The organism is Nisaea sediminum, from assembly GCF_014904705.1.
Classification (GTDB): Bacteria; Pseudomonadota; Alphaproteobacteria; order Thalassobaculales; family Thalassobaculaceae; genus Nisaea; species Nisaea sediminum.
In genome coordinates this window covers 759,927-773,149 of record NZ_JACZCQ010000006.1, presented here as the reverse complement: position 1 = coordinate 773,149, position 13,223 = coordinate 759,927, and the positions used below count along the sequence as shown (strand labels likewise).

Genomic DNA, 13,223 nt, shown 5'->3' with positions numbered 1-13,223 from the left:
TACCGCAACTGACCGTGGAGGTTCAGAGATGCGTAAGATGATTGGTATTTTTGTTCTTGTAGCCGCCGTTGTGGCCTTTACGGCTCCTGCAGCATTCGCGGGTGCCGGCTGCAACTCAGCCAAACAAAGTGCACCGGTCTCTTCCTGACCGCCTTGTCGGGAAGCGTCTCCGGAATCGAAACGGCCGCTGTTATCAGCGGCCGTTTTCTCATTCAGCGCGTCATCCGCAGCGTTACATCCGCTGGACCATCAGCTTCTTGATCTCGCCGATCGCCTTGGCCGGGTTCAGGCCCTTCGGGCAGGTCTTGGTGCAATTCATGATGGTGTGGCAGCGATAGAGCCGGAACGGATCCTCCAACTGGTCCAGCCGCTCGCCGGTATATTCGTCGCGGCTGTCCGCGATCCAGCGATAGGCCTGCAGCAGGATGGCCGGGCCGAGATAACGGTCGCCGTTCCACCAGTAGCTCGGGCACGAGGTCGAGCAGCAGAAGCACAGCACGCACTCCCAGAGACCGTCGAGCTTCTCGCGCTCTTCCGGGCTCTGGCGCCGCTCCTCGTCGGTCGGCGGCAGCGGCGACTTGGTCTTCAGCCAGGGCTCGATCGAGGCGAGCTGGGCATAGGGTCGGGTCAGGTCCGGCACCAGATCCTTCACCACCGGCATGTGCGGCAGCGGGTAGATCTTCACGTCGTCCTTCACGTCGTCGATGCTCTTCAGGCAGGCCAGCGTGTTGGTGCCGTCGATGTTCATCGCGCAGGAACCGCAGATGCCCTCGCGGCAGGAGCGGCGGAAGGTGACCGTGGTGTCGACCTCGTTCTTGATCTTGATCAGCGCGTCCAAGACCATCGGGCCGCAATCGTCGAGATCGATCTCGTAGGTATCGACCCGCGGATTCTGGCCGCTGTCCGGATCATAGCGGTAGATCTTGAAGGCCTTGACCCGCTTCGCGCCTTCCGGAGCCTTGTGCGTGTTGCCGATCTTGACCTTCGAGTTCGCCGGCAAAGAAAATTCAGCCATCTCTCACTTCCGATCTTTTCTTTGTTCTCTAGCGATCAGTAGACGCGCGCCACCGGCGGCACGACCTCGACCTCGTTCGACAGCGTGTACATGTGCACGTCGCGATACATCACCTCGTGCTTGTACTTGTCGTCGAGCCACATGACCGTGTGCTTCATCCAGTTCTCGTCGTCGCGGTCCGGATGATCCTCGTGGGCGTGGGCGCCGCGGCTCTCGTGCCGGAGATCGGCGGAGGTCAGCGTGATCACCGCCTGCGTCATCAGGTTCTCCAGCTCAAGCGCCTCGACCAGGTCCGAGTTCCAGATCAGCGAGCGGTCGGCGATGCCGATATCGGGCAGCGCACCGGCCACGTCCTGGATCTTCTTCACGCCTTCCTGCATCAGGTCGGTGGTGCGGAACACCGCCGCGTGCTGCTGCATGGCGCGCTGCATGTCGAGACGGATCTCGGCGGTCTTGGTGCCGCCCTTGGCGTGACGCATCTTGTCGAGGCGTGCGATGGCGAACTCGCCCGCGTCGGACGGCAAAGGCTTGTGCGCCTCGCCCGGACGGACGGTTTCCTTCGCCCGGAAGGCGGCGGCCCGGCCGAACACGACGATGTCGAGCAGCGAGTTGGTGCCAAGGCGGTTCGCGCCGTGCACGGAGACGCAGGCCGCCTCGCCGATCGCCATCAGGCCCGGGCAGACGCGGTCCGGATCGTCCTTCGTCGGGGACAGCACCTCGCCGTGATAGTTCGTCGGGATGCCGCCCATGTTGTAGTGCACGGTCGGCAGCACCGGGATCGGCTCCTTCGTCACGTCGACGCCGGCGAAGATCTTCGCCGTCTCGGAAATGCCCGGCAGGCGCAGCGCCAGAACATCCGGGTCGAGATGCTCGAGATGCAGGAAGATGTGATCCTTCTGCGGGCCGACGCCGCGGCCCTCGTTGATCTCGATGGTCATCGCCCGGCTGACGACGTCGCGCGAGGCGAGGTCCTTGGCGGTCGGCGCGTAGCGCTCCATAAAGCGCTCACCCTCGGAGTTGGTAAGGTATCCGCCCTCGCCACGCGCACCCTCGGTGATCAGACAGCCGGAGCCGTAGATGCCGGTCGGGTGGAACTGGACGAATTCCAGGTCCTGCATCGGCAGGCCGGCACGCACGACCATGCCGCCGCCGTCGCCGGTGCAGGTATGGGCCGAGGTGCAGGAGAAGTAGGCGCGGCCGTAACCGCCGGTCGCCAGCACCGTCTGGTGGGCACGGAAGCGGTGGATCTTGCCGGTCGCGAGGTCGATCGCCATCACGCCACGGCAGGCGCCCTCATCGTCCATGATCAGGTCGATGGCGAAATATTCGATATAGAACTCGGCATTGGCGCGCAGGCTCTGCTGGTAGAGCGTGTGCAGGATGGCGTGACCGGTCCGGTCCGCCGCCGCGCAGGCGCGCTTCGCCATGCGCTTGCCGAAATCCAGCGTGTGACCGCCGAACGGACGCTGGTAGATCTTGCCTTCTTCCGTCCGCGAGAACGGCACGCCGAAATGCTCCAGCTCGATGATCGAGGGAATGGCGTTGCGGCACATGTATTCGATCGCGTCCTGATCGCCCAGCCAGTCCGACCCCTTGACGGTGTCGTACATGTGGAACTTCCAGTTGTCGCCCTCACCCATATTGTCGAGCGCGGCGCCGACGCCGCCCTGCGCGGCCACAGTATGGGAGCGGGTCGGGAAGACCTTGGTGATGCAGGCCGTCTTCAGACCTTCCTGCGCCATGCCGAAGGTGGCACGCAGGCCGGCGCCGCCGGCTCCCACGACGACGACGTCGTAGGTATGGTCGATGATCTCGTAGGACTCCATGGAGCTCAGCCTCCGAACGCGAGTTTCAGCACCGCGAAAAGCGCGGCAATTGCAAGAAGGGCGGCGAGCAGCTTGACGCCGAGCAGCAGCACCAGCTTCGCACCTTCATGATGAACGTAATCCTCGATCACGACCTGCAGACCGAGGGCGGCGTGATAGAAGGTCGCGATAATCAGCGAGACCATCAGAATGGCGACGAAGGGCGAGCCGAGCCAGGCGGCGGTCTCCTCAAAGCCCGCGCCGGCGAGCGAGATCAGGGACGCCACGAACCAGAGCGTGAGCGGGATCAGCGCGATGGCGGTGATCCGCTGCATCCACCAGTGATGCAATCCGGCCTTGGCGCTGCCAAGGCCGCGCACACGGCCGATTGGCGTACGCATGGAGTTGTCAGTCATAACCAGCCTCTCAAAAGAGTCTTTATTTTTTGGCCCGGCCCCTTAGAGGACGCAGGCAAGCAGCCAAGACAGAACGGTCAGCACCGCGGACGCGGCGATCACAAGCTTCGTGGCCATCTCCGCCGTGGCGATCTCGAAGCCGTAGCCCGCATCCCAGAAGAGATGGCGGATGCCGTTGCAGAGATGGAAGAACAGGGCAAAGGAGAAGCCGAACAGGATCAGCAGACCGATCCAGGAGCCCATGATGCTCTGCACAAATTCGAAATAGCTCCCCCCGGTCGCGGTTGCCATCAGCCACCAGACGAGAAACAGCGTTCCGAGCCCGAGCGCGACACCCGTGGCGCGATGCAAAATCGACGTAATCGCGGTGAGAGGCAGTCTGTAAATCTGAAGATGCGGGGAAAGAGGGCGATTGGAGACGCTCATAGCGCACCTTTCCTGAGGAACTTCATAAATGTGGCCGCACCATATTGCAGCGCGAACAAGACCTCAATTGATTTTGATCACGCGGCGCCACTGTCCAGCCCCTCGTCCCGTCTTGTCTCCACTTTATACACACGCCGCGGGACTTATCCCGGCACATCTCTGAATTTCATGTGGATAAATTGTGCAAAAAAATACTATCCGGCAAATCTCCTCATGAAATCAGCATATTATCGTCATATATTTCCACAGGCAAAAATAAAAAACTCACTGCTATTTTGTTGATTGTTTCATCATTACTGTGAATTAACGGCAGATCGGAGAATAATGAAGGTTAGGCGATATTTTTATTGATCCCGGGCCGCAAAAGAGCGATGATTTTATTCAAGACATGGGAGCATTGTTCGCCTCATCCCTGTTCCAGGGGCGGGGCAAACGGGACGCCACCAGATATACCGGCGGAGTCCGTGCCAAGACAGTCGCATTGGTCACTATCGGCGTCTCCCTCCCTTGTCCGACGGGCCGCGTGTTTCCAACACGCGGCCCGTTCGTTTTTGCTCCTTCGCCCGTTATCTCCGGCAGGACCCAACGGTCCAAATGCCGCATCCTCTTTAACGGTGCGTGCTGCGTTGCTAAATACCGGACACCCGGTTCCGGAAACCTTCTCGCGACGCTTTGCGCACGAGGGGGTGATGATCCGGGCGCAGTGTCGGCAGAGGGTCAGGTCATGACGGACGAACGCGCAGACCGTGCTTACGAGCAGGATATCGATGCGGTTCTCGGCCTGACGGAAGCGCAGCGGGCGTCGCAGCGCCGGCGCCGGCTGGGAGCGCTCTTTGGGGCTGCCGCTTTCCTGGCCCTGCTCGGATATTGGTATATTCAGGGCACCGGCAATCGGTCGGATGGTCCGGACTATGTTGTGGCGGCCACCGAACGCCGTGACCTTACAGTGATCGTGACCGCAACAGGTGCCGTCGAGCCGACAAACCAGGTCGACGTCTCGAGCGAACTCTCCGGTATCATCAAAGCTGTTCTGGTGGATTTCAATTCGCAGGTCCGGCGTGGCGATGCGCTCGCCGAACTCGATACCGACAAGCTCGAAGCGGCCGTCGTCAGCGCCCGTGCAAGACTCGCCGCCGCCAAGGCCCAGGTCGCGGAAGCAGAGGCGACGGTGGAGGAAATGCGCCTCGAATTCCAGCGAAAGCAAACCCTTGAATCGCGGCGCGCCGGATCCGCTCAGGATCTGGATATCGCCCGCGCCAGCTACGAGCGCGCGAAAGCGAGCCGCAAGCGTGCGGAAGCGGATGTCGAGGCCACCGCTGCCGACCTCCGGATCGCCGAAACCAATCTCGCGAAAGCCTGTATCTGCTCCCCGATCGACGGCATCGTCCTGCGGCGCGATGCCGAACCGGGACAGACTGTCGCGTCGTCGCTGCAGGCGCCGGTCCTGTTCACCATCGCCGAGGACCTGACGCAGATGGAAATCCAGGTCGATGTCGACGAGGCCGATGTCGGCCAGGTCCGCGAGGGACAGTCGGCCACCTTCACGGTCGATGCCTATCCAGACCGGGTCTTCGAAGCGCGTATTCGCGAATTGCGCTACGGCTCTGAGATTGTCCAAGGCGTGGTCACCTACAAAGCCGTCCTGACCACCGAGAACAAGGATTTGCTGCTGAGACCGGGAATGACGGCAACGGCGGAGATCATGGTGGCAAAGGTCGAAGACGCGCTCTCGGTTCCGAACGAGGCACTGCGCTTCCGGCCACCGGATTCTGAGAGCGAGAGCAGCAAGGAGAGTTTCTTCCAGAAGCTGATCCCGCGCCGGCCGAATTTCCGTCCGCCGAGTCCCCACGAGAGCGGCGGTTCGGACCGCGTGATTCATATCCTTGTCGGGACAACTGCAACACCGGTCCCGATTCGCATCGGCGCGAGCGACGGGCGTTGGACGGAAATCGTGGAAGGCGATATCGAGCCGGGAGCCGCCGTCATCGTCGGCATGCGCCAGGGCGATGGCTGAGGTCAAGCGCGCCGGCAGCGACCGGTCCGGACTTCCGCTCATCCTGTTCCGAAGTGTCAGCAAGGTCTACGGCACGGGCATGGCCGCAGTGCGGGCGCTGGACAGGGTGGATATGGAGATCGCCGACGGCGAATTCGTTGCCATCATGGGCCCGTCGGGTTCCGGAAAATCCACGGCGATGAATATCATCGGCTGCCTCGACCGGCCGACCAGCGGAACCTACCTTTTTAAGGGGATCGATGTCGGTACGCTGCCGGGCAACCGTCAGGCCCTAATCAGACGGAACTTTCTCGGCTTCGTATTCCAGGGCTTCAACCTGTTGCCCCGTCTCACGGCAATCGAGAATGTCGAATTGCCGCTGATCTACCGCGGTGAGGCCCGCGCCGTCCGCAGAAAGCGGGCGCTCCACGCCCTATCGCTCGTCGGACTTACCAACCGGGCAACGCACAGACCCAGTGAACTGTCCGGCGGCCAGCAACAGCGGGTCGCCATTGCCCGTGCCATCGTCACCGACCCGAACGTGCTGCTTGCGGACGAGCCTACGGGAAATGTCGATAGCGAGACCGCGACAGGCATCATGGACCTGCTGTCCGAACTGAACCGGAATCGCGGCATCACGATCCTGATGGTCACCCACGAACCGGACATGGCCGCTTATGCGGACCGCCGGATCGATTTCAAGGATGGCCGGATCGTTCCGGAAGCAGAACGTGCAGGTGCCGCATGATGTTCTTCGAAACGCTCAAGCTGGCGCTGCAGGCGATCCTGCGGAACATGCTCCGTTCCTTTCTCACGCTGCTCGGTATCGTCATCGGTGTCGGCGCAGTCATCGCGATGGTGACGATCGGCAACGGGACCACCGCACGGGTCGAGGCCGACATGGCCAAACTCGGCAGCAATCTGTTGATCGTGCGTCCGGGCCAGTTCGGTCCCGGCCGTCCCAGCACCAGCGCGCGGCTGTTCAACAGCCGGGATCTTCAGGCCTTGCGCGAACAGGTTTCCGGGCTCCGCTCCATCGCGCCGATGGCGCAGAAATCGGCGACAATCGTCCGCGGTTCGGAGAGCCGGAATGTCCCGGTCACGGGCTCGGACAATGATTTCTTCGTCGCCCTCAACCACACCTTCGTCCAAGGGCGGGAATTTCTGCCCGGTGAATTGCGGGCCGGTCGCGCGGTCTGCGTCATAGGAGAGACCGTGCGCCAGGAGATCTTCGGAGCGTCCGACGTGATCGGCGAACGCTTGAGAGTCGGCCGGGTCTCCTGCGACGTGATCGGCCTACTGAAATCCAAAGGCGAGACCAGCCTTGGCACCGACCAGGACGATGTCATCGTGATGCCACTTCGGGCATTCCAGCGGCGTGTCTCGGGAAACACGGACATCAACGTGCTGGTTGCCTCGGCGACCGAAGCCGGCAGCACGGCGCAGGTCCAAGCGGAAATCGAACGGCTCCTGCGCGAGCGGCGGAATATTGCACCGGGAGAAGAAGACGACTTCACCGTCATGGACATGAAGCAGATCGTCGAAACCCAAACGGCGACGACCTCTATCCTGACCGCACTGCTTGGCACCGTCGCGGGCGTCAGCCTGCTCGTCGGCGGGATCGGCATCATGAACATCATGCTTGTCTCGGTTACGGAACGAACTCGGGAGATCGGCATCCGCCTCGCCATCGGTGCCGAGGAGATCCAGGTCCTCATGCAGTTCCTGGTTGAGGCCGCAACCCTCTCGGTCATCGGCGGCATAATCGGCATCGGCCTCGGGATCGGGATTGCAGCGCTTGTGGCAAGCGCGTTTCAACTCCCGCTGATCCTCGATCTCGACATCATTCTTATTGCCTTCGCCTTCTCCGCATTGGTGGGGATCGTGTTTGGGTATTTTCCGGCACGCAGGGCGGCACGGATGAATCCTATCGACGCCTTGCGCCACGAATGAGAGATGCCCCGCACCCTGTTGAATTCGCGACCATATGGAAGGCTGGATTCGGACGGCCCTTCTGCTACGGTACGGTCGCGTCGTGAGGGAGAGTCGATAGAGATGCAGCCTTTCATCTTTCGAAGCCACAAGCCCCGGCTTCGCGCCCTCGCCCTTCTCGGAGCATTGTCCGCCTGTATCGCCCTCGCCGCGACTGGCGCCGAAGCCGCCTGCACCGATCCACCCGGCCCCGGCGTCGACTGGCGGAGCTGCAATTTCGATAATTATCCGCTCGCCGGTGTGAATCTGACCGGCGCAAACCTGAACGATGCGAGCTTCAACTGGGCGGACCTCACCGGCGCCGCTCTTGACGAAGCGCGGGGACGGGTCCGTTTCGCCCGCGCCAAGATGACCGGCGCGACCTTCCGGGACGCCCGGCTGCGCGGCGCGGATTTCAGCCAGGCCAAACTGAACGACGCCGATTTCACCGGCGCCGACCTCGCGGATGTCCGCTTCCAGAGCGCGATCCTCAGAGGCGCCAATCTCACCGGGGCCCGGGTGCGAAACGCGGATTTCTTCCGCGCCGACCTTTCGGGGGCGACCTGGACGGACGGAAAACGGGTCTGCGCGGAAGGCTCGATCAGCTTCTGCCGCTGACGGGCAGGCACCTCAGCCGTTCGACTCGCGGAACTCGATCATCTCGGCGAGCGCAATGATGCGCCGCGCATTCTCCACATGCAGCGCTTCCACCAGCTTGCCGTTGACCAGGACCACGCCGCTGCCTTCGGCTTCGGCGGCCGCATGGGCGTCGATGATCTTGCGCGACCAGGCGATCTCCTCTCCGCTCGGGGCGAAGATCCGGTTCGCCGCAGCGAGGGTTTTGGGATGGATCAGCGTCTTGCCGTCGAAGCCAAGCTCCAGCCCCTGCCGGCAGGAGGCCTCGAAACCCTCCGCATCGTCGAGATCGAGATGCACGCCGTCCAGAACCGCGAGTCCGTAGGCCCGGGCGGCGAGAATGCAGAGCCCGAGGCTGGTCACAAAGGGCAGCCGGTCGCGGGTATGCAGGGCATGAAGATCCTTGGCGAGATCCGACGTGCCGAGCACGAGACAGCCGAGCCGCGGGCTTGCGGCAGCGATCTCCTCGGCATGCAGCATCCCGAGCGGGGTTTCCATCATGCACCAGATCGAGAGGCTGTCCGGCGCACCGGCGGCCGAGAGCGCCTCTTCCGCCTGCCAGATCTGATCGGCATGCTCGACCTTCGGCAGCAGCACGGCATCGGCGCCGGCCTTGGCGGCGAAGGCCAGATCGTCCGCGCCCCAGGGCCCCTCGAGCCCGTTGGTGCGAATCACCAGCTCGCGGTCGCCGTAGCCGCCTTCGGCGAGCGCCGCGCCGATCGCCTCCCGGGCCGCCTCCTTCTTGTCCGGCGAGACCGCGTCCTCGAGATCCATGATCACGACATCGGCCTCGAGGCTCCGGGCCTTTTCCAGCGCCCGCGCGTTCGAGCCCGGCATATAGAGCGCCGAGCGGCGCGGTCTGACGGATGCGGCCATGAATGGACCTCCTGTTGTTCCCCGTCACCATCCTAGAGGATAGCGGACGAAAACCAAGCGGCGCGAATGACTTGCCCCTTGACCCCGGGCGCGGAGCGCATTCATCTGCCGGAAGGTTCGAGGACGCGTTTTGGGGAAATCGCATGGCCATCCTGTCGATCCAGTCCAGGGTCAGTTACGGCTATGTCGGCAACAGCATCGCCGTGCCGGCGATCCAGGCCGCCGGGCTCGAGGTCTGGCCGCTCGATACCGTGTCCTTTTCGAACCATCCGGGCCACGGTCAGTTCCGCGGCCGGGTCCGCGAGGCGGAAGACCTGCGGGATGAGCTGGACGGCCTCCGGCAACTCGGCGTCCTGACCGGACTCTCGGCGGTGCTCTCGGGATATATCGGCCGCCCGGGTACGGCGGAAGTGATAGCCGAGGCGGTCGACGCCGCGCGCATGTCCAACCCGGGGCTCCCCTATATCCTCGACCCGGTGATCGGGGATCACGGACGCCGGTTCGTCGCCGAGGGCGTGGCCGAAGCGATCCGCGACCGCCTCCTGCCGCGCGCCGACATCGTCACGCCGAACCTGTTCGAGCTCGGGGTCCTGAGCGGCCGTGAGGTCGCCGCCGATCCCGTGGACATCGCCGCAGCCGCCCGCAGCCTGATCGAAGCGCACGGACTGGCCGCGATCGCCGTGACCGGGATCGAACGGACGGATCGAATCGCCAATGTTCTGGTCACCGCGGAGCAAAGCCTCGAAGCCAGCTCCCCTCGGCTCGAGCGGAACTTCAACGGGACCGGCGACCTCTTCGCCGCCCTGCTCGCGGCCTGGCTCATGAAATCCGGCGATGTGCGTACGGCCTTCGCACGCGCCGCCGGCGGCCTCGAGCTGGCAACGCGGGTGACGGACCGCGCGGACCGCCGGGAACTCCTGCTTCCCGAAATCCTCAGGAACCTGAAACGCTGTCGTCCGGCGCCTTTGGCGGCTCACTCCTAGTCGGGGATTCTGCCTCCCCATCCTGCCCCTCGGCCTTCGGAGCTTCGGGTTTCTGCTCGCCTGCCACCTCGGCCGCCCCGCTTTCAGGCTCCGGCTGACCCGCATCTTGGGCGGCTGCTTCCTGTTTGGCGGCTTCCTGGGCCTGCGCACGCTCGAACAGAACATTGATCTCCTGGTGGATGGTCTTCTTCAAAGCGTCGAGGAGCAGCATTGCGGCCTGCGTCTGGGTCTGCGTGGAAACCTCATAGGGGCGCGTATCCTGGTAGATCAGCATCTTCACCCCGGCGATGAACTGCTGGTCCGGAGAGAGTTTCAGCCCCCCCTTATCCGTGGCCGCTCCCGATCCCGGCGGCGGGCCCGAAGGCGCGCCGGTCCGCTGCTGAGTGTCCGCCCGGGTCTGCTCCACATAATCCATCGCATGCGCCCTCTGCTGTTGTAGCTGGAATTCCAGCCGTTCCTTCTGTTCCTGGAACTGCCCCAGGATCCGGTCGCGCTCCACCGCCGCCGCCGCGAGAGTGTTGAGCGCTCCCTGAAGGGCGCCGTTGGTCGCGGCCGCGACCTGGTCCTGAACCGGATCCGTCTGCTTGTCGTTTTCCTCGTCGCTCATCGCGAGCTCCGTCAGTCTGCGGCGCTCAGCCGCTCTGGAATGCCTCTGCCGCCGCCTCCACCGCGCGCGCCTCGGCTTCGACGGCCGCCGCCTCGCTGATCACACCCGCGCCGGCATCCGGCGGTGCCGGTACTTCCGAAACCGGAGCGGCCTGCTTCGCCGCACCGCCGGCCGCCGGTACCGGTGTCTCCGGCTCCGTACCCTTGGGCTGGGACGCACCCTTTGCCGGCGGACTCCTGGACGGGGCCGGTTTCGACGTGCCGGCGGGTTTTTCAACCGGTTCCGGCGACGGCGCGGCCACCTCCGCGTCATCCTCCACGAAATCGCCGGTCTCCCGGATCTCCTCGGAATCCCCCGCATACGCTTCGTCCGGTGCTTCGGAAAGCGCCGGTTCGGCGGTTGTCTCCGGCTCCGGAATCTCTTCCGGTTCCGCCCCACCACCCGCGGCCAGGATCAGTTCTTCCTCGGTGAATTCTTCGGGCTCGGCGAATTCTTCGGGTTCCGGATCGAGGCTCTCCTCCAGCCGCTCGGCGGCTTCGGTGATCTTTTCCTCGATGTAATCCTCAACCCGGTCCCGCGCGCGCTGGCGCAGCGACCGTCTTCCGCTGGTCGGCTTCTTGGCCATCTCGGTCTCCTCGCGTCCGGAGGAAGCGGGCATACCGGCCTGGCCGGCGCCGCGCTCGCCTCACCCATGCGGACGTCCTGAGGCCGAAAGATGTGAACGGAAACTTTGCAGAGCGGGCAAAAAAAGGACCCCGCGAGTGGGGTCCAGTCGGCTGGCCTTCGGAGGCTGGGCAAAGGGGGACGTTAACTGCCGCTCGGGAAACCGCTGACGACCGTTCCGGCGGCGCTTCCGACCGCCGCGAAATTCTCCTGCGCCGCGGTCACGGCGTCCTGTGCCGCGGTCAGCACCGGCGTGTATTGAGCCGCGGTCGCGGGATTCTCCACCATCTTCTTCAGCGCCACACCGGTCGCGGCGGAACTCATCGCCATGATGTTGCGCAGATAGTCCGTAGAATCCTGTACCGCGAAGGAAGCCGCCTGGGCGACTTTCTGATAGGCGATCGCCGCCCCGTTGTTGCCGGCGGACCCGAGCACGGTGCTGTTGGACTGCTTGACCGCATCGAGGATCTGGGAATTCACGCCCGGGCCCGCGCTCGTGGTCGCGGGAAGCGAGCCGGAGGAGGACGAGCTGCCGCCCGAAGCCGACGCTCCACCAGATCCGGAACCAGAGGAGGATCCGCCGGTTGAACCGGACGAACTCCCGGTGGACGAGGATGAAGATCCGCCCGACGACGAACCGGTGTCGGTGTTCCCGCCCGCAGCGGATCCGCCGGTCTCCGTCGCGCCGGTTCCGGCCGAGGAGCTGCCGGCGCCCGTTCCGCTGGCTCCGGATCCGGAACCTGTGGTCGCGGGTGTGGTGCCGGACGGGTTATCCGGCGTTGCGTCATCCGTGCCAAACACACTGTCGTCGGTCATCGGTCACTCTCCCCGAACCGCCTGCCGGCGGTCTCTATTTCTTGTCGCCGCCCATGCCGCCCTGGGACGCATCGAGAATGAGGCGGCAGGCGCTGGATGTAACGGCGTTTCCGATCTGCTGCAGACCGCCCTGGGCCTGCATCGCGTTCTGCATCGCCAGCGAGATCGAATGCGCCATCGACTGGTAGACCATGCCCATGGCCTGGGACGGCGCCTCGCCGAGGACCTTGACGTTGGTCTGGGTTACGGCATCCGTGATCTGTGAATTGACGGGCGTATCATCTGCCATTGGTTCAGCCCCCGTACACGACTCCTATCCGTTCCGTCGCTGTGCCCGCCCTATTTCAAGGCTGCCAGCGCAACCAGCAGCGTCATCAGCGTGTCGGCGGTGTCCGACTGGGCCAGCTTGCTGGTCGCGGTGGCGCCGGCCATTGTGTTGACGCTGTAGATCTGCATCACGCCCTGGTTGGTCGCCGCCTGAGCGCAGATCGCCGCCTGCTGCTGCTGCTGCACCGTGTTCTGGTAAAGGATCCCCGTCGAATGGGAGAGCGACTGGTAGATCGCTCCCATCGCGACCGACGGCGCCGAGCCGAGGGTCTGGACGTTGCTCTGGGTAACGGAGTCCGTGATCATTCCGTTCACCGGTGTCGGTATGGCCATATCCTTGCTCCTTCATGAGCGGCGGCTTCACGACCGCCGGTGTTGGTCCGGGAACCGGCCGACGGCCGATCCGGCTTACTGGAGACGGTTCTCGAGCCGTCTCGTGAACTCTTTTTTCCGGCCCGTCTCACTGGCTCGCCAGCTCGACGATGAGGGCGCAGATCGAGGAGGTCGCCGTGTTCGCGACCTGCTGCATCCCACCTTGCGTGGAGGTGGCATTTTCCATCGCGAGACCGGTCGCGTGCGACAGGGCCTGGAAGGACATTCCGACCGCTTCCGCGGGCGCCTCGCCGAGGACCTTGACGTTCGCCTGAGTCACCGCGTCGGTGATCTGGCTGTTGACCGAATCTGCCATG

16 protein-coding genes are annotated in these 13,223 nt (G+C 64.0%); 5 read left to right on the top strand and 11 right to left on the bottom strand.

Features of this window, described 5'->3' with window-relative positions:
- Positions 1-232: 232 nt before the first annotated feature.
- The 4 genes from IG122_RS15715 to sdhC are packed head-to-tail and all read right to left on the bottom strand — an operon-like array spanning position 233 to position 3,662.
- Positions 233-1,015, bottom strand: coding sequence for a succinate dehydrogenase iron-sulfur subunit (locus tag IG122_RS15715; RefSeq protein ID WP_193185338.1), 783 nt, complete (start codon positions 1,013-1,015; stop codon positions 233-235).
- A 35-nt stretch (positions 1,016-1,050) separates the two neighbouring features.
- Positions 1,051-2,841, bottom strand: a complete 1,791-nt coding sequence (gene sdhA, locus IG122_RS15710) for a succinate dehydrogenase flavoprotein subunit (protein ID WP_193185335.1) — start codon at positions 2,839-2,841, stop codon at positions 1,051-1,053.
- A gap of 5 nt (positions 2,842-2,846) precedes the next feature.
- Positions 2,847-3,236 (bottom strand): succinate dehydrogenase, hydrophobic membrane anchor protein, encoded by a 390-nt coding sequence (sdhD, locus tag IG122_RS15705; protein WP_193185332.1) that lies wholly within the window; start codon positions 3,234-3,236, stop codon positions 2,847-2,849.
- Positions 3,237-3,278: 42 nt separating this feature from the next.
- Positions 3,279-3,662 carry a succinate dehydrogenase, cytochrome b556 subunit gene (sdhC, locus tag IG122_RS15700; protein WP_193185329.1) on the bottom strand — a complete coding sequence of 128 codons (384 nt, stop codon included), beginning with the start codon at positions 3,660-3,662 and terminating at the stop codon, positions 3,279-3,281.
- A gap of 724 nt (positions 3,663-4,386) precedes the next feature.
- Here sdhC and IG122_RS15695 point away from each other — a divergent pair.
- The 4 genes from IG122_RS15695 (at position 4,387) to IG122_RS15680 (ending at position 8,244) form a co-directional block, all read left to right on the top strand.
- Entirely contained in the window at positions 4,387-5,676 is a 1,290-nt protein-coding gene (locus tag IG122_RS15695) for an efflux RND transporter periplasmic adaptor subunit (RefSeq protein ID WP_193185326.1), read from the top strand.
- A complete protein-coding gene (locus tag IG122_RS15690; RefSeq protein ID WP_193185323.1) occupies positions 5,669-6,403 on the top strand; it encodes an ABC transporter ATP-binding protein in 735 nt (244 codons plus the stop codon). Before IG122_RS15695 ends, IG122_RS15690 begins: the two co-directional genes overlap by 8 nt.
- Positions 6,400-7,608, top strand: a complete 1,209-nt coding sequence (locus IG122_RS15685; RefSeq protein ID WP_226893595.1) for an ABC transporter permease — start codon at positions 6,400-6,402, stop codon at positions 7,606-7,608. The genes IG122_RS15690 and IG122_RS15685 overlap by 4 nt, the downstream gene beginning before the upstream one ends.
- Positions 7,609-7,710: 102 nt before the next feature.
- Positions 7,711-8,244, top strand: coding sequence for a pentapeptide repeat-containing protein (locus IG122_RS15680; RefSeq protein WP_193185320.1), 534 nt, complete (start codon positions 7,711-7,713; stop codon positions 8,242-8,244).
- A 12-nt stretch (positions 8,245-8,256) separates the two neighbouring features.
- Here the strand turns inward: IG122_RS15680 and IG122_RS15675 are convergent, their stop codons facing one another.
- A complete protein-coding gene (locus IG122_RS15675; protein WP_193185317.1) occupies positions 8,257-9,138 on the bottom strand; it encodes an HpcH/HpaI aldolase/citrate lyase family protein in 882 nt (293 codons plus the stop codon).
- Between the two features lie 143 nt (positions 9,139-9,281).
- On the opposite strand from IG122_RS15675, the gene pdxY reads away from it, so the two are divergent.
- Positions 9,282-10,121: a pyridoxal kinase gene (gene pdxY / locus IG122_RS15670; RefSeq protein ID WP_193185312.1), complete on the top strand. Its 840-nt coding sequence runs from the start codon at positions 9,282-9,284 to the stop codon at positions 10,119-10,121.
- On the opposite strand, the gene IG122_RS15665 is transcribed toward pdxY, so the two are convergent.
- The 6 genes from IG122_RS15665 to IG122_RS15640 form a co-directional block, all read right to left on the bottom strand.
- Positions 10,072-10,728: a hypothetical protein gene (locus IG122_RS15665; RefSeq protein WP_193185309.1), complete on the bottom strand. Its 657-nt coding sequence runs from the start codon at positions 10,726-10,728 to the stop codon at positions 10,072-10,074. The genes pdxY and IG122_RS15665 overlap by 50 nt on opposite strands.
- 25 nt (positions 10,729-10,753) lie before the next feature.
- Positions 10,754-11,353 carry a hypothetical protein gene (locus IG122_RS15660; RefSeq protein WP_193185306.1) on the bottom strand — a complete coding sequence of 200 codons (600 nt, stop codon included), beginning with the start codon at positions 11,351-11,353 and terminating at the stop codon, positions 10,754-10,756.
- A gap of 182 nt (positions 11,354-11,535) precedes the next feature.
- Positions 11,536-12,207 (bottom strand): RebB family R body protein, encoded by a 672-nt coding sequence (locus IG122_RS15655; RefSeq protein WP_193185302.1) that lies wholly within the window; start codon positions 12,205-12,207, stop codon positions 11,536-11,538.
- Positions 12,208-12,241: 34 nt separating this feature from the next.
- On the bottom strand, positions 12,242-12,496 hold the full coding sequence (locus IG122_RS15650; protein ID WP_193185298.1) for a RebB family R body protein: 255 nt from the start codon (positions 12,494-12,496) through the stop codon (positions 12,242-12,244).
- A 50-nt stretch (positions 12,497-12,546) separates the two neighbouring features.
- Positions 12,547-12,867, bottom strand: a complete 321-nt coding sequence (locus tag IG122_RS15645) for a RebB family R body protein (RefSeq protein ID WP_193185295.1) — start codon at positions 12,865-12,867, stop codon at positions 12,547-12,549.
- A 127-nt stretch (positions 12,868-12,994) separates the two neighbouring features.
- Complete coding sequence (locus IG122_RS15640) at positions 12,995-13,222, bottom strand: RebB family R body protein (RefSeq protein ID WP_193185292.1); 228 nt, start codon at positions 13,220-13,222, stop codon at positions 12,995-12,997.
- Position 13,223 lies beyond the last annotated feature (1 nt).

Coding starts and splice junctions, on each gene's coding strand:
- IG122_RS15715 (WP_193185338.1), bottom strand. CDS start 1,015: ATGGCTGAATTTTCTTTGCCGGCGAACTCGAAGGTCAAGATCGGCAAC.
- sdhA (WP_193185335.1), bottom strand. CDS start 2,841: ATGGAGTCCTACGAGATCATCGACCATACCTACGACGTCGTCGTCGTG.
- sdhD (WP_193185332.1), bottom strand. CDS start 3,236: ATGACTGACAACTCCATGCGTACGCCAATCGGCCGTGTGCGCGGCCTT.
- sdhC (WP_193185329.1), bottom strand. CDS start 3,662: ATGAGCGTCTCCAATCGCCCTCTTTCCCCGCATCTTCAGATTTACAGA.
- IG122_RS15695 (WP_193185326.1), top strand. CDS start 4,387: ATGACGGACGAACGCGCAGACCGTGCTTACGAGCAGGATATCGATGCG.
- IG122_RS15690 (WP_193185323.1), top strand. CDS start 5,669: ATGGCTGAGGTCAAGCGCGCCGGCAGCGACCGGTCCGGACTTCCGCTC.
- IG122_RS15685 (WP_226893595.1), top strand. CDS start 6,400: ATGATGTTCTTCGAAACGCTCAAGCTGGCGCTGCAGGCGATCCTGCGG.
- IG122_RS15680 (WP_193185320.1), top strand. CDS start 7,711: ATGCAGCCTTTCATCTTTCGAAGCCACAAGCCCCGGCTTCGCGCCCTC.
- IG122_RS15675 (WP_193185317.1), bottom strand. CDS start 9,138: ATGGCCGCATCCGTCAGACCGCGCCGCTCGGCGCTCTATATGCCGGGC.
- pdxY (WP_193185312.1), top strand. CDS start 9,282: ATGGCCATCCTGTCGATCCAGTCCAGGGTCAGTTACGGCTATGTCGGC.
- IG122_RS15665 (WP_193185309.1), bottom strand. CDS start 10,728: ATGAGCGACGAGGAAAACGACAAGCAGACGGATCCGGTTCAGGACCAG.
- IG122_RS15660 (WP_193185306.1), bottom strand. CDS start 11,353: ATGGCCAAGAAGCCGACCAGCGGAAGACGGTCGCTGCGCCAGCGCGCG.
- IG122_RS15655 (WP_193185302.1), bottom strand. CDS start 12,207: ATGACCGACGACAGTGTGTTTGGCACGGATGACGCAACGCCGGATAAC.
- IG122_RS15650 (WP_193185298.1), bottom strand. CDS start 12,496: ATGGCAGATGATACGCCCGTCAATTCACAGATCACGGATGCCGTAACC.
- IG122_RS15645 (WP_193185295.1), bottom strand. CDS start 12,867: ATGGCCATACCGACACCGGTGAACGGAATGATCACGGACTCCGTTACC.
- IG122_RS15640 (WP_193185292.1), bottom strand. CDS start 13,222: ATGGCAGATTCGGTCAACAGCCAGATCACCGACGCGGTGACTCAGGCG.